This is a genomic window from Polaromonas sp. JS666, assembly GCF_000013865.1.
GTDB lineage: Bacteria > Pseudomonadota > Gammaproteobacteria > Burkholderiales > Burkholderiaceae_C > Polaromonas.
Genome location: NC_007948.1, coordinates 959,241 through 981,960, shown reverse-complemented (window position 1 = coordinate 981,960; position 22,720 = coordinate 959,241). Strand labels below are relative to the sequence as shown.

The window sequence follows — 22,720 nt, the reverse complement described above, 5'->3', positions numbered from 1 at the left end:
ACCATGGAATACTCACCACGCGGCAGTGCAATCGTGCGCGCCTTGATTTGCAACTTACTGGCGCAAAAGGACGCGTCGGGACCTGTCGGCGCACTGCGCATCGCTGAAACACGGTGGGGCAAGACCAGCGAGGTGGCCACCATCGTGCGCGCAGCGGTTGCGGGCGGCAGCACGGCCAGCGGTGCCTGGGGCAGCGAGCTCGAAGCCCAGTCGGCGGTCGCTGAATTCCTTGAAATCGTCAAGCCTTTGACCATCATCGGGCGAATGGAGAACCTGCGACGGGTTCCAGTGAATGCGCCCGTGGTGAAACAGAGCAGCGGAGCGACCGGCTACTGGGTCGCCCAAGGCCGGGCTACTCCGCTGAGCTCCATGGCATTTGATCGAACGAAGCTCGAGGCCCGCATGCGCGTCGGAGCGCTGGTAGTGGTCAGCAACGACCTACTGGAAGCGGCCGGTGGCGACAACATATTGCGCGGCGACCTGGCCCTGGCAGTGGCGACAGCCACCGACCTGGCCTTCATCGATTACCTGAACGCCGGTGTAGCAGGGAAGATGCCGGCCGGGATCGCCTACGGGGCACCCGCAATCGCCGCCTCGGGCACCGATGCTGCAGCGTTCAAAGCGGACATCGCAAACGCACTCGAAGCCTTCACGGGCTCCTTGGTCAACGCGGTTTGGGTCGCCCATCCCCGGGCCGGCGCGGCAATCGGGCTCATGAATGGTTCGTTGGGAGTGGCCTGCAACGTAGGCGCACGCGGCGGCGAGCTGGCCGGCTTGCCCTTCCTGACTAGCGAAAGCGTCGAGATCACCACGGACGGCACCACGATCACCCTCATCGACGCCAGCTCAGTCCTGATTGCTGAGGGCGCTGTGACCCTGAGCCAAAGCAACGAGGGCGCCGTGGAAATGGACACTACGCCGACGGGCGATGGCACCACGCCGACCGCCGCTACAACCCTCGTTCCCCTCTGGCAAACCGAGTCCACCGGGATCAAGGCAGAGCGACACATCGAGTGGGAGCTTGGCCGGCCAGGTGCAGCCGTGGTCATCACCCATGTTCCCTATGGAGCGAACTGATGGAACTGGACGATCCGAAACTGCGAGACTCGAAATCGCCGGTAACCCTGGGCTTGTTGGTCAAAGTGGCCGAGATGCTCACGGCGAAGCTGAAAGAGCAGCACGAAGCCTTCAAAGTGCTGAGCGCGCGCCTGATCGAAATCGAGAAGCAGCCCTTCAGCTATGACGGCCCGCACGAAACCGGCAAGGTTTACGACAAGGGGCGATTCGTCACGCACGACGGCTCTCTATGGCATTGCAATTACAAAACGGCCTGCCGCCCTGGTGATGGCCCTGCTTGGACGCTGGCGGTGAAGCGTGGGAGGGACGCGAAATGAACGCATTGACAGATAACGACCTGGCCGAGTTCGTTCGCCATTTTCGAAACGGCCTGGGCCTATGCGATGTTGTCGCACCGATTGACGTGATCGGCCTGCACTCTGACGCCATCGCCGAAGACGGCAAACGCATTCGGCTGTACGACTTGGCCGGCGGCCGCACCGGCGTGCAGATCGACGACGGCGAGATCAGGTACTGCGACTGATGCCGCGCCCAGCCGATTCGCCCGAGGCGCAGCTCGCAGCCGAAGCGCACCGCATCGGTGTGCTGGCGTTTTTCTCGCCAACACTGAAAGCCGAGGGACGGCCGCACGTTCGGTTGTTTTCTCGCGGCTCGAATCTGGCTGAGCTACACACGATTGACGAAGCGCGTGAGTGGCTGCGCCTGCAAGAGCAGTAGCGGCGCGTGCGGGCAATGATCTCGGAACGTAGCGTTGGATAAGCGTTGCAGAGGAGCCGCATCTGGAAAAATCATGGGACAAGAACCCCCATCCAACCTCCAATACTGCTATAAAGCGCAAGTGGCTACAATATATGGTTAACCTGAGCATCGCGGAACACCCGCAGGCCAAGGACGATCTACCGAAACATGGCTACCGCTAATACACCTATGCGCGGGCTTTTTAAGAAGCTTGACTCGGCAGGCATACCCCCCGCATTCGCCAAAAAAATGTTGCCTGCTTGGTGGGAGGATGAGGTTGCCTCCGACCCGGCTGGGCTCCAACAAGCCCAGCTCTACTTGTCCCGTGCATTCAATATTGAGCTGCAAAGCTTGGCCGATGAGGGTTCCCCGCCCGCATTCCGTGCCAGCTTGCGGAAGTTCAAGCTCAGCCGGAACGTCTCGGAAGACACCGTTTCCGTCAGTGCAAATTACGCAACTGGCATCTCTCGGTTGGCGTTGCAGGCTTATCGGCTCGAACAGAAGCAGGTTCCGGTCAATCCGTCGGACTTGCGCAAGGTCATTCTTGTTAAGCACCAGTGTGTGAGCCTAATTTCTCTGTTGGAGTGGTGCATCAGCGCAGGTATCCCCGTCCTTCATATTGAAAAGCTTCCGGGCAAGAAGATGACGGGATTAGTGGTGCGAGACGGTGGCCGTTTCGCAATCGTCCTGAGCAAGAGGGGGCACCCTGCACACTTGCTTTTCCATCTGGCGCACGAACTTGGGCATATCGCAAAGAACCACCTGGCACAAGATGGTTTTGTAGCCGACGAGAAGATCGATAGCAGCAGCGGCGATGCAGACGAGAAGGAAGCCGACGCATACGCGATCTGCCTTTTGAATGGTTCTGACATTCGCTACCGTGCTGGCGGCGTTATCAAGAGCGGGCATGTTTTGCACAAGGCTGCGGTTGCCAAGGGCAAGGAAATGCGCGTTGATGCCGGACATATCATCGCGAATTTTGGGCATAACCAAGATCGTTACGCGATGGCTGCAATCGCTCTGGCCGACTTGGGCGAGCCTTCGCAGGGCAACGCCGTGATCAATGGGGCATTTTTCCGAGCGATTGACCGCGATTTGGTTTCAGAGGATCAGCTAGATCTCTTGAAGGTCGCTACTGGCTATACCGATTAGCGTTCCGTAGGCCCGATGATAATTCTGTCGGACACCGATGTCGTCCATAAGCTCGCCTGCTGCGAGTTGCTTCTCGAATTCCTTCAGTACCTGCAATGCCCGCCTAACGAGGTCTGGGTACTCCCGGCGCTTCCACAGATGCTTAAGCGTAAGCTCGCCAAGGCCCCCGCGGCTGCAGGGAACGTCGAGCAATTCATGGCGAAGGTGAAGAGAATTCCAGCCGCGAACGTTGCCACTCTTGAACGGTTCTCGAATCTGGACGTTGGAGAGCAACAGCTCTTAGCCATTCTTTGTGATGACCAGCGCGTGAAGCACTTGGTGACTGGAGACAAACGAGCACTCGACCAAGTGGCGGCACTTTCTTTCGGGGATGCTCAGCTAAAGACTCGGCTCGAGGAGACTTCCATCTATTGCTTCGAGGCTATAGTGCTTGGCCTATTGCAAAAGAGGGGCTTCGGCATCGTGCAGGCACGCATCAACAACAAATGGGCCAAGCTCGCAGGTCAGCAAGTTGACGGCGTCATCTCGAGGGCGTTCCCGCTAGGTGGATCCGAGGAGCTAGCGAGGACAGTGCTTAGCGAGCACTTGGCAACCTTGCGGGTTGGGCTGCAACAGCTTCAGTTTGAGACAGTCTAAGGCTCGCTGAATTAGCAGAACCGGCCAATCGCGGCGCTCTATCCGTTGTAACTTATGCCAGCCCCGCCCCGAGCGGGCTTTTTTACGCCCATTCGCCGCCGTCCGCGCCGCCTCGTGTTCCTACCTCTGAGTGGTCAAACTCTTGTTCCACTGCTCGTTATTGGCCGTTATTTCCTTCAGGGCGCCGTGCAATACTGTGGCGCTCTGCAATTCAAAGGGGGCGTACTGTGTCTCAACTCGCGCAAAAATTGGCTTCTTACGAAAATCGCTTCAAGAACCACCAGAAGCAGGTCGATCAGTTCTTTGAGACGGCGAAAGTTGCTTTCAACACCGAATACTTTCCTTCGATCAAGGTTACGCGTGCTGAGGATGACAAAGGCCAGCTGTCAGCACTAGGGATGCGCTACGAACTGGACTTCCGATTTGTTGTCTTAGCAGATGGACCTACTACTCTCTTGGAGGTGTCCCTCCCTGCGACAGCTCACACCGGCAAAGAACGGCTAGCACTTTGGTACGTTGATAGCCTGGGGAATGTGCGCACTGACCCAAACAATTCCTTCAGCACGGCTAATGTCGACGAAAAGTCTTTTTTAATCGAGCTCGTGGACAAGGCCCAACAAGCCTACTTTGCACTCGTTAAGAAGACGCTGCCAACTATCCAGTAGCGGATAACCCAGCGCGGACGCTGACCGCGTGGTACTTCCCAGATAGTGGGCATTTATGTGGGAACGGAAAGCAAAACGGGGCGCTAGGCCCCGTGTTTACTTATTCCCTGGCGGAGAGGGTGGGATTCGAACCCACGGTACCTTGCAGTACGCCTGATTTCGAGTCAGGTACATTCGGCCACTCTGCCACCTCTCCTGAGTGGAGCCGCAATTCTAGCAGGCTCTGTATATAGGGCCCCCACGCTTTTCACTTCGTGTAATGCGCTGCCCCCGAGGGGGTGCATTTTTCCTTGGGGCGGCCCTGCGGAAAAACATCGGCCCCCACGCTTTTCACTTCGTGTAATGCGCTGCCCCCCGAGGGGGTGCATTTTTCCTTGGGGCGGCCCTGCGGAAAAACAGGGCCCCACGCTGCTTGGCGCTTCGCGTACTGCGCGAAGCTTGGCCTTCACCGAAATTACCCAGCCGACGGTGCAAGCACCGTCATGCCGCCCATATAGGGCTGCAACACCAACGGCACCTCGACGGTGCCGTCGGCGTGCTGGTAATTTTCCAGCACGGCCACCAGGGTGCGGCCTACGGCGAGACCGGAGCCGTTCAGGGTGTGCACGAACTCGTTTTTGCCTTGGGCGTTCTTGAAGCGGGCCTGCAGCCTGCGCGCCTGGAAGGCTTCGCAGTTGGAGATCGAACTGATTTCGCGGTAGGTGCTCTGGGCCGGCAGCCATACTTCCAGGTCGTAGGTCTTGCTGGCGCCAAACCCCATGTCGCCGGTGCACAGCAACATGACGCGATAAGGCAGGCCGAGCTTTTGCAAAATCATTTCGGCGTGGCCGGTCATGTCTTCCAGCGCTTCGTAGCTTTTCTCCGGATGCACGATCTGCACCATTTCAACCTTGTCGAACTGGTGCTGGCGGATCATGCCGCGGGTGTCGCGGCCATAGCTGCCGGCTTCGGAGCGAAAGCACGGTGTGTGGGCGGTGAATTTCAGTGGCAGCTGCGCCTCGGGCACGATCTCGTCGCGCACGAAGTTGGTGAGCGGCACTTCCGACGTGGGAATCAAATACAAAGAGCGTTTGGTCAACTCCGCGATCTGCTCGTCATGAGCAGTCGCCAAACCCAAACCAGCTTCCACGCGAAACAGATCCCCCTCGAACTTGGGCAGCTGGCCGGTACCACGCAAGGAGTCGCCGTTGACGATGTAGGGCGTGTAGCACTCGGTATAACCGTGCTCCAGCGTCTGCACGTCCAGCATAAACTGGGCCAGGGCGCGGTGCAAGCGCGCGAGCTGGCCTTTCATCACGGTAAAACGCGAACCCGTCAGCTTGGTGCCCAGCTCAAAGTCCAGCCCGAGTGGCTGGCCTACGTCCACATGGTCCTTGACCTCGAATGCAAAGGCCGGCGGCTCGCCGCCCGGCCCTTCGATCGGGCTCCATTTGCGCACTTCGACATTGCCCTGCTCGTCGGTACCCAGCGGCACCGATTCGTGCGGCAAATTGGGCACCGCCAGCAGCAGGCCCTGCAGTTCGGACTGGATCTGGTCGAGCCGGGCCGCGGAGGACTCCAGCTCGGCCTTGGAGGCGCTCACCTGCGCCATGATGGCGCTGGCGTCCTCGCCTTTGGACTTGAGCTGGCCGATCTGTTTGGACAGGGTGTTGCGCTGGCTCTGCAGCTCTTCCGTGCGGATTTGCAGGGCTTTGCGTTCGGCCTCCAGGGCCTGGAACGCTTCCACGTTGAGGAAGGCTTGCGGGCTCTTGCGCATCTCCAGGCGGGCGATAGCCGAGGGCAGGTCTTTGCGGAGCAGGTTGATGTCTAGCATGGGGGGATTGTATTTCGGGACTTCTATAAATCCGATTCTCGGGCGCATGGCGGCGTTCCGCGGTGCTCGGAATCCTCATGCACCGAAGTGCATTCCGGTGTCCTGTGCTCCGTGCGCCTTGCCCTGCATCCCGACAATCGAATTTCTAGAAGCCCCTTTTGTGCCAATTTAACTTCAGACAAGCGACGCTGGGTCCAGGTTGGCGCCGCAAATGATGAGGCAGACCTTTTCATCGGTGCGCGGCACGTAGCGGCCGCTGTGCAACGCGGCCAGCGGCAACGCGGCGGCGGGTTCAACGGCCAGTTTCAGTTCGTTCCAGAGCCACAACTGCGCCGCCCGGATGGATTCGTCGCTGAGCAACAGCGCATCGCGCACATGGGCCTGGGTCGCGTCCCACGCCATGCTGCCAATGCGCTTGGCGCCCAGCGAGTCGGCTGCAATGCCGCTGATGGCCACGTCCACCGGCTCGCCGGCTTCGCGGGCCTTGAACAGCGTTGGCGCCAGTTCAGGCTCCAGCGCCACCACTCTAGAGCGCTGTTCAAACCAGCTGGCCACGCCGCCAATCAGGCCACCGCCGCCGACGCTGACCAGCACGGCATCGGGCAGGCCGCCCTGCTGCTCGATCTCCAGCGCCATCGTGCCGGCCCCCGTGAGCACTTCGGGCTGGTCATAGGCATGCGTGAGCAGCGCGCCGGTTTCCTGCTGGCGCGCCAGGCAGGCCTGCAGCGCGTCGGCGTAAGCCGCGCCCGTGACCACGACCCGGGAGCCCAGCGCGGCGAGACGGGCGCGCTTGGCCGGGCTGGACACTTCAGGCACAAACACCTCGCAGTGCACACCCAGCTCTTTGGCGGCTGCCGCGGTGGCAATGCCGGCATTGCCGCCCGACGCGACGATCACCCCGCTGGGCGGTATCGGATTGGACAGCAGCCGGTTGAGCATGCCGCGCGCCTTGAAGCTGCCGCCCGTCTGCAGGTGCTCCAGCTTGAGCCAGACTTCCGCGCAGGCCACGCCCAGCGCCTTGCCGGGCAGTTTCCACAGCGGCGTTTGACGAATAAAGTGGCGGTAATCCTGATTGAACGCGCCCAGGCAGTTCTCGATTTGATGGCGGTTGGTCATGGCCGGCGTCAGGTCAATTGATGAAGCTGGCTGTCGCCGACGTCCAGCATGTGGCCCTGGGCATCGACCTTCAGGCCCTTGGGCAGCGGAAACTTGATGGTTTCCTCGATGCCGTCCATCTTGCGCACGGAGACCGCGCCCAGCGCCCGGATGCGGTCTATCACCTGCTTGACGAGGATCTCCGGGGCCGAGGCGCCGGCCGTCAGACCGACGCGGCTCTTGCCCTCGAACCAGGACTCCCGCAGCTCGCTGGCATCGTCCACCATGTAGGCCTCAGTGCCCAGCTTGGCGGCCAGCTCGCGCAGACGGTTGCTGTTCGAACTTGTCGGGCTGCCAACCACGATCAGGATGTCCACCTGCGGGCTGAGCACCTTGACGGCGTCCTGCCGGTTTTGCGTGGCGTAGCAAATGTCCTGCTGCTTGGGCTCGCGCACCTGCGGAAAGCGCGCCTTCACGGCCGCGCTGATCTCGGCCGCGTCATCCACGCTCAGCGTGGTTTGCGTCACCACGGCCAGCCGCTCGGTTTGCGAGGGCGTAATGCGTGCCACGTCGGCCACGTCTTCCACCAGGTGGATGCCGCTGTCGAGCTGGCCCATGGTGCCCTCCACCTCGGGGTGGCCCTTGTGGCCGATCATGATGAACTCGTAACCTTCCTTGTGCAGCTTGGCCACTTCGACGTGCACCTTGGTCACCAGCGGGCAGGTGGCATCAAAAATCTGGAAGCCGCGGGCGCGCGCCTCGTCCTGGATGGCCTTGCTCACGCCATGGGCGCTGAACACCAGCGTGGCGCCCGGCGGCACGTCGGACAGCTCTTCGATAAAGATCGCGCCCTTGGCCTTGAGCTCGTTGACCACATAGGTGTTGTGCACGATTTCGTGGCGCACGTAGATCGGTGCGCCAAACTTGGTGAGCGCCCGCTCGACGATTTCAATGGCCCGGTCGACACCGGCGCAAAAGCCGCGCGGCTCCGCGAGCAGGATTTCGTCAAGCCGTTTGTCTGCGGTATTCATAAAACGCCAATCACTTGCACTTCAAACACCACCGGCTGGCCGGCCAGCGGGTGGTTGAAGTCGAACTGCACGGCATCGCCGCCCTCCTTGACCTGCTGAACGGCGCCGGCGTACTGCCCCATGCCGTCAGGCGTGGGGAACTGCACCACATCGCCGACCTTGTACTGCTCGTCGGGGTCGCCCAGCTCATTGAGCAGCTTGCGCGCCACCCATTGCACCAGGGTGGGGTTGCGCTCGCCAAAGGCCGCACCGGCGGCCAGCTCGAACGTGGTGCGCGTGCCCTCGGGCAGGCCCAGCAGGCGCTGCTCGATCGCGGGTGACAACTCACCGGTGCCCAGGCTCAGCGTGGCCGGCTTGCCGCCAAAGGTGTTGATGATGTCGGCGCCGTCCGGGCCGGCCATGCGGTAATGCAGCGTCAAAAAAGAGCCGGGCTGGACAAGTGCGGGAGCGGTGGTTTCCACGGGGGGCATAAAACTCTCTGGGCCGGCGGGGGCGGCCAACAACTGTTTGTAAACTGCCTCTATTGGTGCGACTCGCGTCGCCTCATTTCGGTCAATCGACCGACTATATCAGTGGATGGTTTCCCTCTCAGGAGGTCCCATCCTGCCCCCTTAAAAGGGGTTAACTTTGTAGCAGCCAAATGGCTCTATTTGGCTGCTCCAGCCCGCTCCCTCAGGGGTGCGGGAATGGTGAATTGCGTCCCCAAGGGATGCAATTCGTTGCCTAATAGAGACATATTTTCGCAAGAAAAGGCTTTGTTACGCCTTGCTACAAATTTATTTGTAGCAAGGGTACTGGTCGAGAGCGATCACCGCTCTTTGTGTCTTGTTTCCTACTGAAACCACGTCTGGAACGACGTGACCTCGACCGCACGTGCGTCTGGAGTAATCCGGGGGTGCGGAGCTGCGAGTAAACGACCTGTGCGTAAGCACATAAGCCTGATGTAAATCAGTCCCAATCCCATGAGCAAGAAATGGGAAGGTTGTCGAGGTAAAGGGTAAGGGAAATGTAATGTGAACTCTCGTCTGAACCGCCGTTAGCAGTAAGCAGCTAACACTTGTTTCTCCCGCAAGGGAGGAGCTGCGGCCAAAAGGCACGGAGTCGGGATGTGCTGGTCAATAGCTGCACATCGTTCCCCGTATGACTCCCGGCGGAAAGAGAGTCCCTAACCCCATCTTCTGGTTCGCCACCAGATGGACACAAAGGGAAACGAGGTAAGCCCCACTCACCGCCAGCCCCGCAAGGGGTTGGCAACCCGCGAGTAATCAAAGGCCATGGTGGAGGGGGTAGAGGATTGAGCAAAAAGCGAACGGCCATCTGTAATGGATGGCATAGGGGTTCTGCCCCGCAGTGAAAGCTGGCTGACTTGCTCAGGGTGCGACAGCGTAAAGCCGTTGCGACTTTAACTATGACCCAGAGGGTATCTGACCCTCTGGGTCAGTGCCGTCTTCAATGGGTCAAACCACACTGGAGAATGGTATGGAACACATCGGCAACGATGCTGCGTCTCCGGGCGAATCAAGTGAATGGCACTCCATTGATTGGAAGGCCGTCATGCAGTTCGTCGGAAAGGCGCAGATGCGCATAGCGCAGGCAGAAACGGAGAAGGATTTCCGAAGGGTCGCAAGACTCAGAAGGAGTCTGATCCGATCCTGGCAAGCCAAGGCATTGGCAGTCAGGCGAGTAACGGAAAACCAAGGGAAGCGAACGAGTGGCGTCGATTGCGTACTTTGGGACACGCCAACAAAGAAATGGAATGCGATAGGTTGTCTGAACCCCAAAGGGTATCGGGCTCGCCCCCTAAGGCGGGCCTATATCCCGAAGGCCGACGGAAAGCAACGCCCTCTGGGCATGCCGACTATGAAGGACCGAGCGATGCAAGCACTTTATCTGCTTGCGCTGGAACCGGCTGTGGAATGTGCGTCCGATCCGAACTCGTATGGGTTTCGGAAAGGCCGATCAACACATGATGCACGGTCTCAGTTGTTTGTATCTTTATCCAGAAAGGTGTCAGCCACATGGGTACTCGATGCGGACATCTCAGGGTTCTTTGACAACATCAACCACGAGTGGTTGCTGAACAATGTCCACATGGACAAAGTGATGCTGCGCAAGTGGTTGAAATCTGGAGTTGTTGACGCGGGTCAGCTCCAGCGCACGGATGACGGTACGCCGCAAGGCGGCGTCATTTCGCCGACGTTAGCGAACATCACCCTCAATGGGCTGGAACCGGGGCTTACGCAATTCCTGCGGGAAAAGCTGGGAACCACACTGGCAAAGAAAGGGAAGGTGAACGTGGTTCGGTATGCCGATGACTTTGTGGTAACAGGGGACTCGAAAGAGTTACTTGAAAACACAGTCCAACCATGGATAGTTGAATTCCTGCGCGAGCGGGGACTGACGCTGTCCGCGGAGAAGACGCGCATTGTGCATATTGACCAGGGTTTTGATTTTCTGGGATGGAGCTTCCGCAAATACGGGGGCAAGCTACTCATCAAACCGAGTCAGAAAAACGTGAAAGCGTTTTATGGCAAGGTCAAGAAAATCATCGCCAAATCGGACTCGAAACTTCCAACCGAAACGCTGATAAAGCGCCTGAATCCAGTCCTCAAAGGCTGGGCTCAGTACCACAAGGGCACGGTTGCAAAGCAGACTTTCAGCAAAGTAGATCACCTGATTTATTGGAGATTAACGCGCTGGGGTTTACGCACGCATCCCCGCAAATCCGGGAAGTGGGTGTATGCCCATTACTGGAAGCAGTGTGGTTCACGCCGCCTGTTTGCGGGGTTGCAAGATGACCCATCTGGGGGTGACGAAAGAATACCGCTTCCGCTGTATTCCTTGGCGGACATGAAAATTGTTCGCCACGTCAAAGTGAAGGGGGATTACAACCCTTTCCACCCCGACTGGGTTACCTACGGGGAAAAACTGCGAGTGCAACGAATGGGTGAAACCATTTGGAGCGCTCAAAGGGCCTCTCTGTGGTTCGACCAAGGTGGTAAGTGCGCTCTCTGTGAGCAAGAAATAGACATAGCTGATGAAAACATGGACGACCACCATATCGTCTATCGGCAGCTAGGAGGGAGTGATGCTCTTTCCAATCGGGTGCTGTTACACCCGATCTGTCACAGGCGTGTCCACGCCCTAGGTTTGAAGGTTATCAAGCCGGTCCCAGCACGGGGACTTTAATCTGGTGAATTGATGGAGGGCTATGCAGCCCGATGAAGTCAGCTAACCAGGGGTCGTGTCTGAGCCGTGTGCGGTGAAAGTCGCAAGCACGGTTCGTCGGGGGGGATATCATCAAAAGATGGTATCCCTACCCTCCTAGAAAGTAAGCCATGTCCGGGAGAAAAGCCGGATTTGCCCCGCTCCCCCTCCCTGATCGGACCCCTTCCCCCATGCTGCTGAAAGACCTGCCCGAGGACGCCCGCCCCCGAGAAAAACTGCTGGCCCGCGGCCCCGCCGCCCTCAGCGATGCCGAACTGCTGGCGCTGCTGCTGCGCACCGGCCTGCCCGGCAAGAATGCGCTGCAGATGGGCCAGGAACTGGTGGACACCTTCGGCGGCGTGGCCGGGCTGCTGCATACCGGGCCCGAAGCGCTCAAAAGCATCAAGGGCCTGGGCCCGGCCAAACGGGCCGAGCTGGTTGCGGTGCTGGAGCTGGCCCGCCGCGCGCTGGCCGAAGAACTGAAGGAAAAGGCGCTGTTTTCCACGCCGCAGGCCGTGCGTGACTATTTGCAGCTGCAGCTGGGCGGCCGGCCGCACGAGATCTTTGCCGTGCTGTTCCTGGACAGCCAGCACCGGCTGATTGCGCTGGAAGAGCTGTTTCGCGGCACGCTGACGCAGACCAGCGTCTACCCGCGCGAAGTCGTGGTGCGGGCACTGGCGCTGAACGCCGCCAGCGTGGTGCTGGCACACAACCACCCGAGCGGCGCCGCCACGCCCTCCCGCGCCGACGAGGCATTGACGCAAACCCTCAAGTCCGCGCTGGCGCTGGTGGATGTGCGCGTGCTCGACCATTTTGTGGTGACAAGTACCCAGGCGGTGTCGATGGCCGAGCTGGGACTGCTATAAAGTCCGGCTCATGAAAGCGCTCGCCATCAAAAGTCTCAAAGACCTGAAGGCCGTGAGACAGGAAATTGAAACCCGCGCCCGGCTGGCGGCAGATGCAGAGGCCGCGCGCCTGGCCGCCGCGGCCAAAGCCAGAGCCGAAAAAGAACTCTTCTCGCGCACCGTCGGCCCCGTCAAGGCCTTGCCGGCCAGGCACCTGCCCGGCAATCCGGGCCACCGGGCCAGCCTGCCGCCGGCGCAGCCCGCGCCCATTCCGGTGCAGCAGCAGCGCGACGAGCTGGCCGTGATGCGTGAAGCCATTTCGGACGAGTTTGACGTGGAAAGCCTGCTCGATACCGACGAGGCCCTGAGTTTTCGCCGGCCTGGCATGGGGCCGGACGTGGTGCGCAAACTGCGCCGCGGCGGCTGGAGCATCCAGGGCCAGCTCGACCTGCACGGCCTGCGGCGCGAAGACGCTCGCGAGGCGCTGGCCCAGTTCGTCAAGGACGCCCACAAAACCGGCTGGCGCTGCGTGCGCGTGGTGCACGGCAAGGGGCTGGGCTCGCCGGGCAAGACGCCGGTGCTCAAGGGCAAGGTGCAGAGCTGGCTGATCCAGAAGCAGGAAGTGCTGGCCTTCGTGCAGGCCCGGCCGGCCGAAGGCGGCGCCGGGGCGCTGGTGGTGTTGCTGGCGCAGGGTTGAGGCAGCCTGTCATAACCCGAACACGGCACGCCCGATGGCGGCGGATTCGTAGCCGTGCCTGAAAAGGAGCTCGTAGGCCTGCAGTGGCACCTTTTTCAGCGAGGTCGGGTACGCGGCTGCAGCCTTCACGCGCTCCTTGTCGAGCCAGTGGCCGGCGGGGCATGCGGCGCCCGAGCGCCTGGCGATGTCCTGGGCGGTGGCGCCAAGCCGCAAATAAGCGGCGCGCCCGCTTGCTTTCGACGCATAGGCCATCAGCCCTCTCGCGCGCAATGCCCGGGTCTGGTCAGACATGATGTCGGCCACGCGCTTGAGCCGGAACAGGTTCAGCCGCCCCATATCGAAGCCTTTGGGCAGAGGCGCGCCTGCGTCGGACGAAATGATCACGCCGTCAACTTTCGGCTTCGGGCCGAAACCCGCATCAAAGAATGGCTCAAGCCCGAGGTTGTCGTATACACCGCCGTCGTAAAGATGAATTCTGGCGAAGCGGTCTTCCGCCGGCCGGGCCTCATCGCCCGATGCATACATCGGCAGGTCCCAGTCGAAGCTGTCGGCTTGCAGGACGTAAGGGCCTATCAGCCCGGGGAAGGCCGCTGACACGGCCATGGCGTCGCGCAGCGGAAATCGCTTCATTGGGGTGGACCCCAGTGTCCAGTCGCGCAACTGGCCGCCTTCAATGCAGGCGCGCTTGCCGGTTTTAGCGGTGGTGGCATTGATCGACCAGACCGGCGATGCGGGAAGTTCATCGAGCAGGGCATCGACACCCCAGGTGCTGCCAATGGCCGAAGCCAGCACGTTGGCGCGGGACAGGGCAAAGCGCCAGTTGGCCGGGCGCAGCATGGCCAGCATCGCGGCCTTTTGCAGGTCTGTCTGTGTCAGCACGTCCTTCAGCTTCGGCAACAGCGCCTCGAGGTACTCATCGCTGGTGGGCCAGCGCATGCCATTGAGCTGCAGGAGCAGGCCCACCAGCAGGCTTCCGCCGGACACGGTGGAGACCTTGCTCACGTGTTCCAGCGCCCCATGCTCCGCCAGGGATTTCAGCACGCCGCAGTGAAAGACCATGGCGCGCATTCCTCCGCCCGAAAGGGCAAGGTAGAGGGGCTTCATACCCATACCCGCCGCATTGCCGTGGCGCGAACGTCATCGCACCGGCGGCCGCGCGTCAAAGGCCGCAGCGAAGCGTCCCGCGAGCCGCAGCCTGCAAGGCCTCGGGAGCTACACGCAGCGAGCCAGCGTGGGGGCCCTTCCCTCCAGCAGGGGCCGCGGGACTGGCTTTGCCAGACCGCAGGCGCAGCGGCCCCCTCGGGGGGCAGCGCATTACACGCAGTGAAAAGCGTGGGGGCTAACAGACTACTCACTCGCCACGATTTCGCATCCAGTCAGCCGTCTGGAAAAACGAGGCATTGAGCCGGGTGCGCAGCGCGTCGTCGACGCCGGTCTCGCGCATCGCCTGGTCCATGCAGGCCAGCCACTGGTCGCGCTCGAGGATGCCGATAGAGCCGATGGCGCCGCCGCCGGTTTGCTGCGGCATGTGACGCATGCGCAGGCGCGGATGGCCAAAACGCTCGGTGTAGTGCTGCGGCCCGCCCAGCCAACCGCACAAAAACCAGAACAGGCGTTGCCGGGCGTTGTCCAGCGTGCTGCCGTGCGCCGCGCGCAGGGCAGCGTAGCCCGGCTCCAGGTCCATCAGGTCATAAAAGCGCTCGACCAGGGCCTTGACGCGCTCTTCGCCGCCTATCCAGGCGAACGGGGTTTCAAACGGCGGGTTGCCGGGGGGGTTTTCTTCGATCTGCATGCGGGTGCCTGGATGAGTGGCTGAGTTGAGATATCTGCGTGCTTGATGTAGAGCCCTCACCCCCGCCCTCTCCCAGAGGAAGAGGGAGTGAAAACTTTCTTGCCCCCTCGCCCTCCGGGAGAGGGTTGGGGTGAGGGTCGGCTGGAAGGTATGCAAGGACACATGCCGGTCAGGTGGCTTTGCGCAAGGTTTCGACCACCGGGGTGTTCAGCACCGAACGCAGCCCCCACCACCCCGCCGCGAGCGCCAGGGCCGCGCCAGCCAGGCTGCCGAAGACAGGCACCGTCCAGGAGCCGGTCCAGCTGAAATCGAACACAAAGCGCGCCAGCCCCCAGCCCACCGCCAGCGCGACCAGCGAAGCCAGGAAGCCGGCGAGCAGGCCGACGCCCGCCAGCTCGGCGCGCTGCACCTGCCGCAGCAACGAGGCGCGCGCGCCCACCGCGCGCATGATGGCGAACTCGCGGGCGCGCTCTTCACGCGTGGCCGTGATGGCCGCAAACAGCACCACCACGCCGGCCGCCAGCGTAAAGCCAAACAGGAATTCCACGGCGCGTATCACCTGGTCGAGCACGCGCTGCACCTGGGCCAGCGTGCTGCTCATGTCGACATTGGTGATATTGGGAAACGCCTTGACGAGGGTGTTGTCAAAGCTCTGGAGACGGGGCTGGCCGTTCACCGCAAGGGCAGGCTCGGGCGCGCGGAAGGCGCTGATGAAGGACACCGGCACATCGGCCGGCAACTGCGCCACCGGGTACATCACGAAAAAGTTGACCCGCATCGAGCTCCAGTCGACCTTGCGCAGGCTGGTGATCTTCGCCTCGCTGAGCTGGCCGCCAATGTCAAAGCGCAGGGCGTCGCCGAGCTTCAGGCCCAGCGTCTTGGCCAGGCCCTCCTCCACGCTGATGGCGTCTTTTTCACCCGCCGTCCACCGCCCGCCTGTCAGCTGGTTGTGCGTTGGCATCACGGCGCTGTTGGACAAATTGAACTCGCGGTCGACCAGGCGCCTGGCGCGGTCGTCCTCAAAGTCATCGGGTGTCACGGCCTTGCCATTCACCGCCACCAGGCGGCCACGGATCATGGGGTACCAGTCAAACTTTTTGATACCGCCATCGCGCAGGGCCTGCTGGAAGGCATCGCCCTGCTCGGGTTGCACATTGATCACAAAGCGGTTGGGCGCATCGGGCGGCGTGGCCTTGCGCCAGCTGCTGATCAGGTCAGTGCGCAGCAGCACCAGCAGCATCAGCGCCAGCAATCCCACGGCCAGCGCGCTGGTCTGCACCACCGCATACACCGGGCGCGCCGACAGCTGCCGGGTGGCCAGCATCAGCCAGCGCGGCGCGGTGGCCTCATTCACGCTGACGCGCAGCAATTTGATGGCGGCATAGCTGGCCAGCGCAAACACCAGCACAGCCCCCAGAAAGCCGCCAACCGCGATCAGCCCCAGCTTGAGGTCACTGCTGGCGGCCAGCAGCAGCGCAGCAAAACCGGTCACGCCCACACCCAGCACGGCCATGGACGCCGGTTTCAGGTTGCCGACATCGCGGCGAATCACGCGCAGCGGCGGCACCTGCGCCAGCTGCAGGACCGGCGGCAGGCCAAAGGCCAGCAGCAAGGTGAGACCCATGCCCATGCCGAAAGCGACAGGCCAGAAGGTTGGCGCGGGCAATGCCGTTTCCACCAGGCCGGCCAGCAGCACCACAAAACCGTAATGCACCGCAAAACCCACCAGCACGCCCAAGGCACTGGCGCCCAGGCCGGCCAGCGCAAACTCAAAGCCGTAGGCCAGCGCAATGGTGCGCTGCGACTGGCCCAGCACCCGCAGCATGGCGCAGTCGTCCAGGTGCTTGGCGGCAAAGCCGCGCGCCACGATGGCCACCGCCACGGCGCTTAGCAAGGCCGCCAGCAGCGCGACCAGATTCAGGAATTTCTCGGCACGGTCCAGCGTCTGGCGCATCTCGGGGCTGCCGCTTTCCAGCGACTCCAGGCGCACGCCGCGAATGCCGGACTGCTCCGCCGGCTTCTTGATCTCGTCGCTTGCCCATTTGACGTAGGCCTTGACGGCCTTGTCGTCCCCGGCAACGGCGAAGCGGTAATTGGTGCGGCTGGCGGGCTGGATCAGGCCCGTGGCGGCCACGTCGGCCTGGTTGACCATGACGCGCGGCGAAAAACTGATGAAGCCCGCACCCCGGTCGGGCTCCTGCACGATGATGCGGGTCAGCTTGAAGCTGGACTCGCCCATCAGGAGGGTCTGGCCCAGTTGCAGGCCGAGGGCGTCGAGCAGCGAGGCATCGGCCCAGGCGGTGCCGGGCGCGGGGATGTCGCGGGTGTCTTGGCCAGCACCGTCCAGGCTGTCTGACACTTTCATCGCGCCGCGCAGGGGGTAACCCTCCGGCACGCCCTTGAACGCCACCAGCTTGGCCTGCCCGCCCTCTTCATCGCGCGTCCGGCCCATGGTGGGAAAGGTCACGGTGGACACGGACTGCAGGCCCAGCGCCCGGGCCTTGGCGATGAACGCGGCCGGAGTCACGCCGTCACTGCGGACCACCGCATCCCCGCCCAGCAATCGTCCCGCGTCACGCTGCAATCCGCCCTTGAGCCGGTCGGCAAAAAACCCCACCGCGGTCAGCGCAGCCACCGCCAGCGTGACCGCCACAATCAGCAGGCGCAACTCACCGGCCCGCAAATCGCGCAGCAGCGATCTCCAGCCGAGCTTCAGAAACAAAAAGTGCATGCGGCAACCTTACCTCAAAGCGTGCGTCCCCAGTTCAAGGCCGGACTTTCTCGGCCTCGGCCCGGGATGAGGCGCCGGCCGGCGTATTGGCCTGCGGCAACGCATCGAGCCGCTGCTCCAGCGCACGCAGCACCGGGCCGATGTTGGCGCCCACTCTGATCTGCGGGTTGGAAAATCCGTCCTCTTTGCCCGCGTCGATCTCGCGCTGTTTGATCAACGGGACAGCACGGGCAAAGGCCTGCTCAAAGGAATGGGTCTTGCGCAGTTGCTCGTCAAACATCGCCCGGCCAAAAAAGGTGAGCTCGGACAGGCGGCCGCAACCATAGGAAGTGTGGGTCGCGTCCGCGGCGGTCATGACCAGCGTGTCGTCATTGGCCAGCACGTCCACCCAGCCACCGGAGTAGCAGGCCGAGACCGCAATCACGCGGTGGCGGATGCCGGCCTTGTCCAGCGCCTGCCGCAACACGCTGGGGCTCAGGGCTTCGACCTCCAGCGGCCAGTGCGAGGCGGCCAGCTTGAAATCGCGGGCGCCGTGGGACGTGAGGTAGACGACCAGCACGTCCTTGTCCCGGTCCATGCGCTGCGCCAGCGCGTCAATGGCCCGCTGCAGGTTGAGCGGGGTCGCCCAGGGATGGGTCGCTGCGGTGCCGCCGTGGTTCAACAGGTGAATCACGCGGCCGCCGGCGTCAAAGCGCTCAGCCAGGACGCGGCTCACCAGGGTACTTTCGCGCAGGAAAACGTCTTCGGAGGCATAGGGGGCAAACACCAGCCCGTAGACATCGGCCACACCGGGGTGTTCAGGTGCAATGGCGGCCATGGTGCGCTGCCAGAGAGCCTGCTGCATCTCCAGGGTTTGCTGGCTCAGGTGCAGCCGGGGCTTGTCGTCCGCCGCAGCGGCGTTGCGCGCATAGTCCGGCTCCCACGCGCGGGCCTCGAATTGCCAGGCAGTCAGGCCCGTGGTAGCGATCAAGGCCAGCGCAAACACCGCCGCGCGCCAGGTCCGGCCCGCGAAACGCACAATCAGGGAAAAGCTGACGCCCAGCGACCACGCGGTGAATACGAGGTAAAGCCCCCAATACAGCCAGGGCGCCGAGAACACCCGGCCCTTGACCCAGCCATGGACGATGGCTGCGGTCAGGCCCTCGTACAGCAGGGTGTTGGGCAGGGACGCGATCAGCCACAGCACAAAGCAGGTGGCTACGCCAGCCATGCGGGGGCTATCTGGCACGGCAGGGAGGTCCGAATTGGCCTTTGCCGGAAAAGCCCACCAGGCCAAGCCGATAAAGGCGACCAGCGTCCACCAGCCCGACAGCCAGGCCTGCACACTGAAGCGGGCAGGACCGTCGATCTGCAGTCGTGACACCGCCGCCTCCAGCAACAACACCAGCAAGGTCAGGATGACCGCCTGCCACGGCGCAGGCGCATATCCGGCGACCCGGGGGGCGCGGAAAAATGCCGCACGCAGCCCTTCTTCAAGCCAGCGGCTGACAGGCAGGTCGCCGGACGAATCAGGCGCCTGACCGGGGAAGGCAGGGGTGTCCGGAATACCCGGCAGCGTGGACTGGATGGGTTGCTCACTCATGGCGGGGATCATGCCATGTCACAAGACGTCGTTCAGGATTCAGCCACCGGCGCCCGCAGTTTGGGGCCCGCCAGTTCGGGCTGCAGATGGAGCCGCTGGGAGTTGGCATAGCAGACAAAGCGCTTGTTGGTCGCACGGCCGATAGCGCACAAGCCAACGGACTGCGCCACCTGATGCCCCATCTGGGTGATGCCGCTGCGGGAGACCACAATCGGCACGCCCATCTGGGCCGACTTGATGACCATCTCGCTGGTAAGGCGGCCCGTGGTGTAGAAAATCAGCCCGGCGGCAGCACCGTCATTTCCCGACGACCCGACCTGGGAAAAATCACGCTCATGGGCGGTCGTAACCGGCGAGGCCAGCGCAGTTTCCGGCATATTGATCGACATCCAGCCGGCAATCGTGTCGATGGCGTTGTGCCGCCCGACATCTTCCACGAACAGCAGCATGTCGACGCTGTCGCCTGCCACCTGGAACAAGGCACAGGCGTGTACGGAGCCGGCAGACTTGTAGGTGGTTTCTTTCAGGCGGATGGTGTTGACGAGCTCATAGAGCTGGCCCTGCGTGATGTGCGCGTCCGCCGGCAATTCGATCTGGTCGACTTCGTCCATCAGGCCGCCAAACACACTGCCCTGGCCGCAGCCGGTGGTGACCACGCGCCGGGCGGTTTTTTCCTCGATGTCCTCAATGCCATGGCGCGTCTTGACCGCCGCAGAACCGACGTCCCAGTCGACGGTGATGGACTCAATGTCCTGCACCGACGTGACCAGCCGCTGGTTGCGCAAGTAGCCAAGCACCAGCAACTCGGGGTGCGCACCCAGCGTCATGAGCGTGACCAGCTCGCGCTTGTCGACATACACCGTCAGCGAACGCTCGGCCGGAATGGAGACCTTCTGCGGCTCGCCGTATTCGTTGACAGCGTCGATTTCGCAGGTCAGCGGGGCCTGGGCAAGCGTCAGGCGAGGCAAAAGTCGGGGTGGCTGCGGGTGCATGAATGAAGACTACAACAAAAAAGCCGACTCCTCGCGGGCCGGCTTTTGGGGAGCATGAGGTTTCAGGGCTTTTTAGCGGGGTTGGCCACCGCATCAGGCTGCTTGGTGCTGGGCGGGCTGGTGGCGGTAGGCGCCGGAGAATGCGCGCCCGCGGCCTCGATGGGCTTGGCCGCCTCCGGCGGCGTATAGGCAAATGCGCCCGGGTCCGCGCAGGCCGGCGCTGCCGCGGGCGGCTTGGTTTCCTTGCCTGCCGACTTGGCAGATTTGTAATAGCTGGCCACCACCTTGTCCTGCGCCTTGCACAGCTGGTAGGCCTCGATCTTGCCCGTCCACGCGGTCTTGGCAGCGGCCTCGGCAGCTTTGGCCTTGGCCTCGTCGTTCAGGGGCGGCAGCTTGGCCAGCGCGAGCGCAGGCACACCTGCCAGCAGGCCCCAGGTCAAAAGTCGAATCAGTTTTTTCATGGCGTCCTCGCTGTCCTCGCTGCTTTAAACCTGTACTGTCTGGCCAGGTGGCGCAGGCTCACTACGCTGGCGGGGGATCTTGCCCGCCTTCACGTCGTCATACCAGTACTCGTGATGCTCCTTCGCCCAGGTCTCATCCACATAGCCGGTGCCCATGGCCTTGAAGGCGCCCTGCATGCCAAGGGTGCCTATATAGATGTGGCCCAGAAACAGGCACATCATGAGCACGGTGGCCACCGCATGCACCATGTGCGCAATCTGCATGGTCGCGCGCTCATAGACCAGGCCTGGCAGCAGCTTGTCGAGCACAAAGCCCGATGACACCACCACCACGCCGAGGAAAAACACACCACCCCAGAAAATCACTTTTTCACCGGCATTGAACCGGCTGGACGCCGGTTCCGCGCCGGAGATCAGGCCTCCCCCCTTGAGCAGCCAGTTCAGATCGCCTTTTTGCGGCCAGTTATCGCGCAGAAAGGTCACAAACACAATGAGCAGCGACACGGCAAACAGGGGACCCGCAAAGTTGTGCAAATTCTTGAGTGCGTAGGTCAGCCAGCCGAACAGGGTGAGCCCCATGACCGGCAGCAGAAAAAATTTACCGAAAGCCATCACCAGACCGGACACGGCCAGAATGACAAATGCCGTGGCGTTGGACCAGTGCGCGGCGCGTTCAAACGGCGTGAATCGCTCGATCTTGCGGCCCGTGTCGGCGCCATGGGTCTTGATGGAACCCTTGCTGAAGTAAAAAATCGCAATGGCCAGCGCCACGATCAGCAGCAGCGCACCACCATACGGAATCAGCCAGTTGTTGCGCACCTGCCGCCAGGCCTCACCCGCATTGGTCAGGCGCGAGCCGGGGTACTGCACAAAGGGCTGGATCAGGTTGCCGGCTTCGGGCGCTTCACTTTTGGGAAGACTGCTGTAGCCGGTCGTGCCCTGGCCGACCTGGCGCCACATGGGCGCATTGTTGCCGGGCTGGACCTTGGCGCGCTCGGCGTTGGTTTGCCCCGCATATTTGGGATCGGCACTCGCGTCAGGCTTGACCTGAAAAATGTTCTGGCTCTGAATCCCGCCAGCCGCTGCAGGCGAAGCAGATGCTGCGGGCGCTGGCGTGACGACGCCCGATGCCTGGGCTGATGGTGCCGGCTGAGTCGCAGGCGTCTGCGCCCCAGTCAGCCCTGTAAAGCCAACCGCCATCAAAAATATAGCTAACCGCGCGTGTTTCATAAGGCCCCCGGTCACTTCACCCTGGAATATTCGTTCTGGGTGTTCTGTACACGGGCCTTGAGCCCCTGCTCCCAGCTCGTCTTGTCACCCTGCTTCCAGCCCGGTGCCGCAAACTGGTTTTCAGCACCCTGAAATGGCGGAACGTCGCTTTTCGCGCCGCCCAGGGTTTGCGGTTTTTCGCCACAGGCCGACAAACCGGCCATGGCGATGGCGAGCATCAAAAGGCTCCTCATGATTTTCCTCCTGCGGGCTGGCCAGCCTGCCTGGACCCATAGGCCGTTCCCCAGCCCCAGACCTCGGCACCTTTGCCGCGCTGCACCACCCGGTTGCGGAAGATGTCGGCGACCACATCGCCATCACCGGCCAGCAGGGCCTTGGTCGAGCACTGTTCGGCGCAAGCCGGCAACTTGCCTTCAGCCAGCCGGTTGCGGCCGTATTTTTCAAATTCGGCCTGGCTGCCGTTGACTTCGGGGCCACCCGCGCAAAAGGTGCATTTGTCCATCTTGCCGCGCACACCAAAGGTGCCGGACGACGGGAACTGCGGCGCGCCGAAGGGGCAGGCATAGGAGCAGTAACCGCAGCCGATGCAGACATCCTTGTCGTGCAGCACCACACCTTCGTCGGTGCGGTAAAAACAGTTGACCGGGCAGACGGCCATGCACGGCGCGTCGCTGCAATGCATGCAGGCAACCGAGATGGACTTTTCGCCGGGAACGCCGTCGTTCAGCGTCACCACACGACGCCGGTTGACGCCCCACGGGACTTCGTTTTCGTTTTTACAGGCGGTGACGCAGCCGTTGCATTCGATGCAGCGCTCGGCGTCACAGACAAATTTCATGCGTGCCATGGTGCCTCCTGAAAGATCATTTTTCCACTGGGCTGACCCACCCTTCGATACCTCAGGGCGATCGGAAGCTGGCGTGGGGCTCTGCTCCAACAGGGGCCTCGGAACCGGCTTTGCCGGGCCGCAGGCGCA

Annotated in this window: 23 protein-coding genes and 1 tRNA gene; 10 read left to right on the top strand and 14 right to left on the bottom strand. The window is 62.2% G+C overall.

Translation table 11 applies throughout. From position 1 onward, the window contains the following. Positions 1 to 3 precede the first annotated feature (3 nt). From BPRO_RS04735 to BPRO_RS04705, 7 genes are all read left to right on the top strand, one after another. Complete coding sequence (locus tag BPRO_RS04735; RefSeq protein WP_011481916.1) at positions 4 to 1,077, top strand: phage major capsid protein; 1,074 nt, start codon at positions 4 to 6, stop codon at positions 1,075 to 1,077. Continuing rightward, the gene (locus tag BPRO_RS27905; protein ID WP_011481915.1) at positions 1,077 to 1,394 is read left to right on the top strand and encodes a carbohydrate-binding family V/XII protein; all 318 of its coding nucleotides are present in this window, start codon (positions 1,077 to 1,079) and stop codon (positions 1,392 to 1,394) included. The genes BPRO_RS04735 and BPRO_RS27905 overlap by 1 nt, the downstream gene beginning before the upstream one ends. Further along, a complete protein-coding gene (locus BPRO_RS04725; protein WP_157045726.1) occupies positions 1,391 to 1,600 on the top strand; it encodes a hypothetical protein in 210 nt (69 codons plus the stop codon). The genes BPRO_RS27905 and BPRO_RS04725 overlap by 4 nt, the downstream gene beginning before the upstream one ends. Then, positions 1,600 to 1,794 carry a hypothetical protein gene (locus BPRO_RS04720; protein ID WP_041388370.1) on the top strand — a complete coding sequence of 65 codons (195 nt, stop codon included), beginning with the start codon at positions 1,600 to 1,602 and terminating at the stop codon, positions 1,792 to 1,794. Before BPRO_RS04725 ends, BPRO_RS04720 begins: the two co-directional genes overlap by 1 nt. 189 nt (positions 1,795 to 1,983) lie before the next feature. Beyond that, the gene (locus BPRO_RS04715; protein WP_011481914.1) at positions 1,984 to 2,967 is read left to right on the top strand and encodes an ImmA/IrrE family metallo-endopeptidase; all 984 of its coding nucleotides are present in this window, start codon (positions 1,984 to 1,986) and stop codon (positions 2,965 to 2,967) included. Positions 2,968 to 2,982: 15 nt separating this feature from the next. Then, complete coding sequence (locus tag BPRO_RS04710) at positions 2,983 to 3,603, top strand: hypothetical protein (protein ID WP_011481913.1); 621 nt, start codon at positions 2,983 to 2,985, stop codon at positions 3,601 to 3,603. A gap of 227 nt (positions 3,604 to 3,830) precedes the next feature. After that, positions 3,831 to 4,268, top strand: coding sequence for a hypothetical protein (locus BPRO_RS04705; RefSeq protein ID WP_011481912.1), 438 nt, complete (start codon positions 3,831 to 3,833; stop codon positions 4,266 to 4,268). 108 nt (positions 4,269 to 4,376) lie between these two features. Here the strand turns inward: BPRO_RS04705 and BPRO_RS04700 are convergent. The 5 genes from BPRO_RS04700 to BPRO_RS04680 form a co-directional block, all read right to left on the bottom strand. Further along, positions 4,377 to 4,464, bottom strand: a tRNA-Ser gene (locus BPRO_RS04700). Positions 4,465 to 4,722: 258 nt separating this feature from the next. Then, complete coding sequence (serS, locus tag BPRO_RS04695) at positions 4,723 to 6,081, bottom strand: serine--tRNA ligase (protein ID WP_041388366.1); 1,359 nt, start codon at positions 6,079 to 6,081, stop codon at positions 4,723 to 4,725. A gap of 174 nt (positions 6,082 to 6,255) precedes the next feature. Then, positions 6,256 to 7,197, bottom strand: a complete 942-nt coding sequence (locus tag BPRO_RS04690; RefSeq protein ID WP_011481910.1) for a threonine/serine dehydratase — start codon at positions 7,195 to 7,197, stop codon at positions 6,256 to 6,258. An 8-nt stretch (positions 7,198 to 7,205) separates the two neighbouring features. Further along, on the bottom strand, positions 7,206 to 8,207 hold the full coding sequence (gene ispH / locus BPRO_RS04685) for a 4-hydroxy-3-methylbut-2-enyl diphosphate reductase (protein WP_011481909.1): 1,002 nt from the start codon (positions 8,205 to 8,207) through the stop codon (positions 7,206 to 7,208). Beyond that, entirely contained in the window at positions 8,204 to 8,677 is a 474-nt protein-coding gene (locus BPRO_RS04680; protein WP_011481908.1) for an FKBP-type peptidyl-prolyl cis-trans isomerase, read from the bottom strand. Before BPRO_RS04680 ends, ispH begins: the two co-directional genes overlap by 4 nt. A gap of 1,009 nt (positions 8,678 to 9,686) precedes the next feature. Between BPRO_RS04680 and ltrA the strand changes: the two genes are divergently transcribed. The 3 genes from ltrA (at position 9,687) to BPRO_RS04665 (ending at position 12,956) form a co-directional block, all read left to right on the top strand. Beyond that, positions 9,687 to 11,396, top strand: a complete 1,710-nt coding sequence (gene ltrA / locus BPRO_RS04675) for a group II intron reverse transcriptase/maturase (protein ID WP_011481907.1) — start codon at positions 9,687 to 9,689, stop codon at positions 11,394 to 11,396. Between the two features lie 209 nt (positions 11,397 to 11,605). Next, positions 11,606 to 12,280, top strand: coding sequence for a RadC family protein (gene radC, locus BPRO_RS04670; protein WP_041388363.1), 675 nt, complete (start codon positions 11,606 to 11,608; stop codon positions 12,278 to 12,280). 10 nt (positions 12,281 to 12,290) lie between these two features. Continuing rightward, positions 12,291 to 12,956, top strand: a complete 666-nt coding sequence (locus BPRO_RS04665) for a Smr/MutS family protein (RefSeq protein WP_011481905.1) — start codon at positions 12,291 to 12,293, stop codon at positions 12,954 to 12,956. 9 nt (positions 12,957 to 12,965) lie between these two features. On the opposite strand, the gene BPRO_RS04660 is transcribed toward BPRO_RS04665, so the two are convergent. The 9 genes from BPRO_RS04660 to fdh3B all read right to left on the bottom strand — a co-directional run bounded on the left by BPRO_RS04660 (position 12,966) and on the right by fdh3B (position 22,591). After that, positions 12,966 to 14,060 (bottom strand): patatin-like phospholipase family protein, encoded by a 1,095-nt coding sequence (locus BPRO_RS04660; RefSeq protein ID WP_011481904.1) that lies wholly within the window; start codon positions 14,058 to 14,060, stop codon positions 12,966 to 12,968. A gap of 247 nt (positions 14,061 to 14,307) precedes the next feature. Beyond that, positions 14,308 to 14,748 (bottom strand): group II truncated hemoglobin, encoded by a 441-nt coding sequence (locus BPRO_RS04655; RefSeq protein ID WP_041388361.1) that lies wholly within the window; start codon positions 14,746 to 14,748, stop codon positions 14,308 to 14,310. Positions 14,749 to 14,917: 169 nt separating this feature from the next. After that, complete coding sequence (locus BPRO_RS04650; protein ID WP_011481902.1) at positions 14,918 to 17,479, bottom strand: ABC transporter permease; 2,562 nt, start codon at positions 17,477 to 17,479, stop codon at positions 14,918 to 14,920. 34 nt (positions 17,480 to 17,513) lie between these two features. Continuing rightward, positions 17,514 to 19,061 (bottom strand): C13 family peptidase, encoded by a 1,548-nt coding sequence (locus BPRO_RS04645; protein WP_157045725.1) that lies wholly within the window; start codon positions 19,059 to 19,061, stop codon positions 17,514 to 17,516. 32 nt (positions 19,062 to 19,093) lie between these two features. After that, positions 19,094 to 20,053: a formate dehydrogenase accessory sulfurtransferase FdhD gene (locus BPRO_RS04640; protein ID WP_011481900.1), complete on the bottom strand. Its 960-nt coding sequence runs from the start codon at positions 20,051 to 20,053 to the stop codon at positions 19,094 to 19,096. Between the two features lie 62 nt (positions 20,054 to 20,115). After that, complete coding sequence (locus tag BPRO_RS04635) at positions 20,116 to 20,514, bottom strand: hypothetical protein (protein WP_011481899.1); 399 nt, start codon at positions 20,512 to 20,514, stop codon at positions 20,116 to 20,118. Between the two features lie 24 nt (positions 20,515 to 20,538). Further along, positions 20,539 to 21,744 (bottom strand): formate dehydrogenase subunit gamma, encoded by a 1,206-nt coding sequence (locus BPRO_RS04630; RefSeq protein ID WP_011481898.1) that lies wholly within the window; start codon positions 21,742 to 21,744, stop codon positions 20,539 to 20,541. An 11-nt stretch (positions 21,745 to 21,755) separates the two neighbouring features. Then, positions 21,756 to 21,977 (bottom strand): hypothetical protein, encoded by a 222-nt coding sequence (locus BPRO_RS04625; protein ID WP_011481897.1) that lies wholly within the window; start codon positions 21,975 to 21,977, stop codon positions 21,756 to 21,758. Next, the gene (gene fdh3B, locus BPRO_RS04620; RefSeq protein WP_011481896.1) at positions 21,974 to 22,591 is read right to left on the bottom strand and encodes a formate dehydrogenase FDH3 subunit beta; all 618 of its coding nucleotides are present in this window, start codon (positions 22,589 to 22,591) and stop codon (positions 21,974 to 21,976) included. The genes BPRO_RS04625 and fdh3B overlap by 4 nt, the downstream gene beginning before the upstream one ends. Positions 22,592 to 22,720 lie beyond the last annotated feature (129 nt).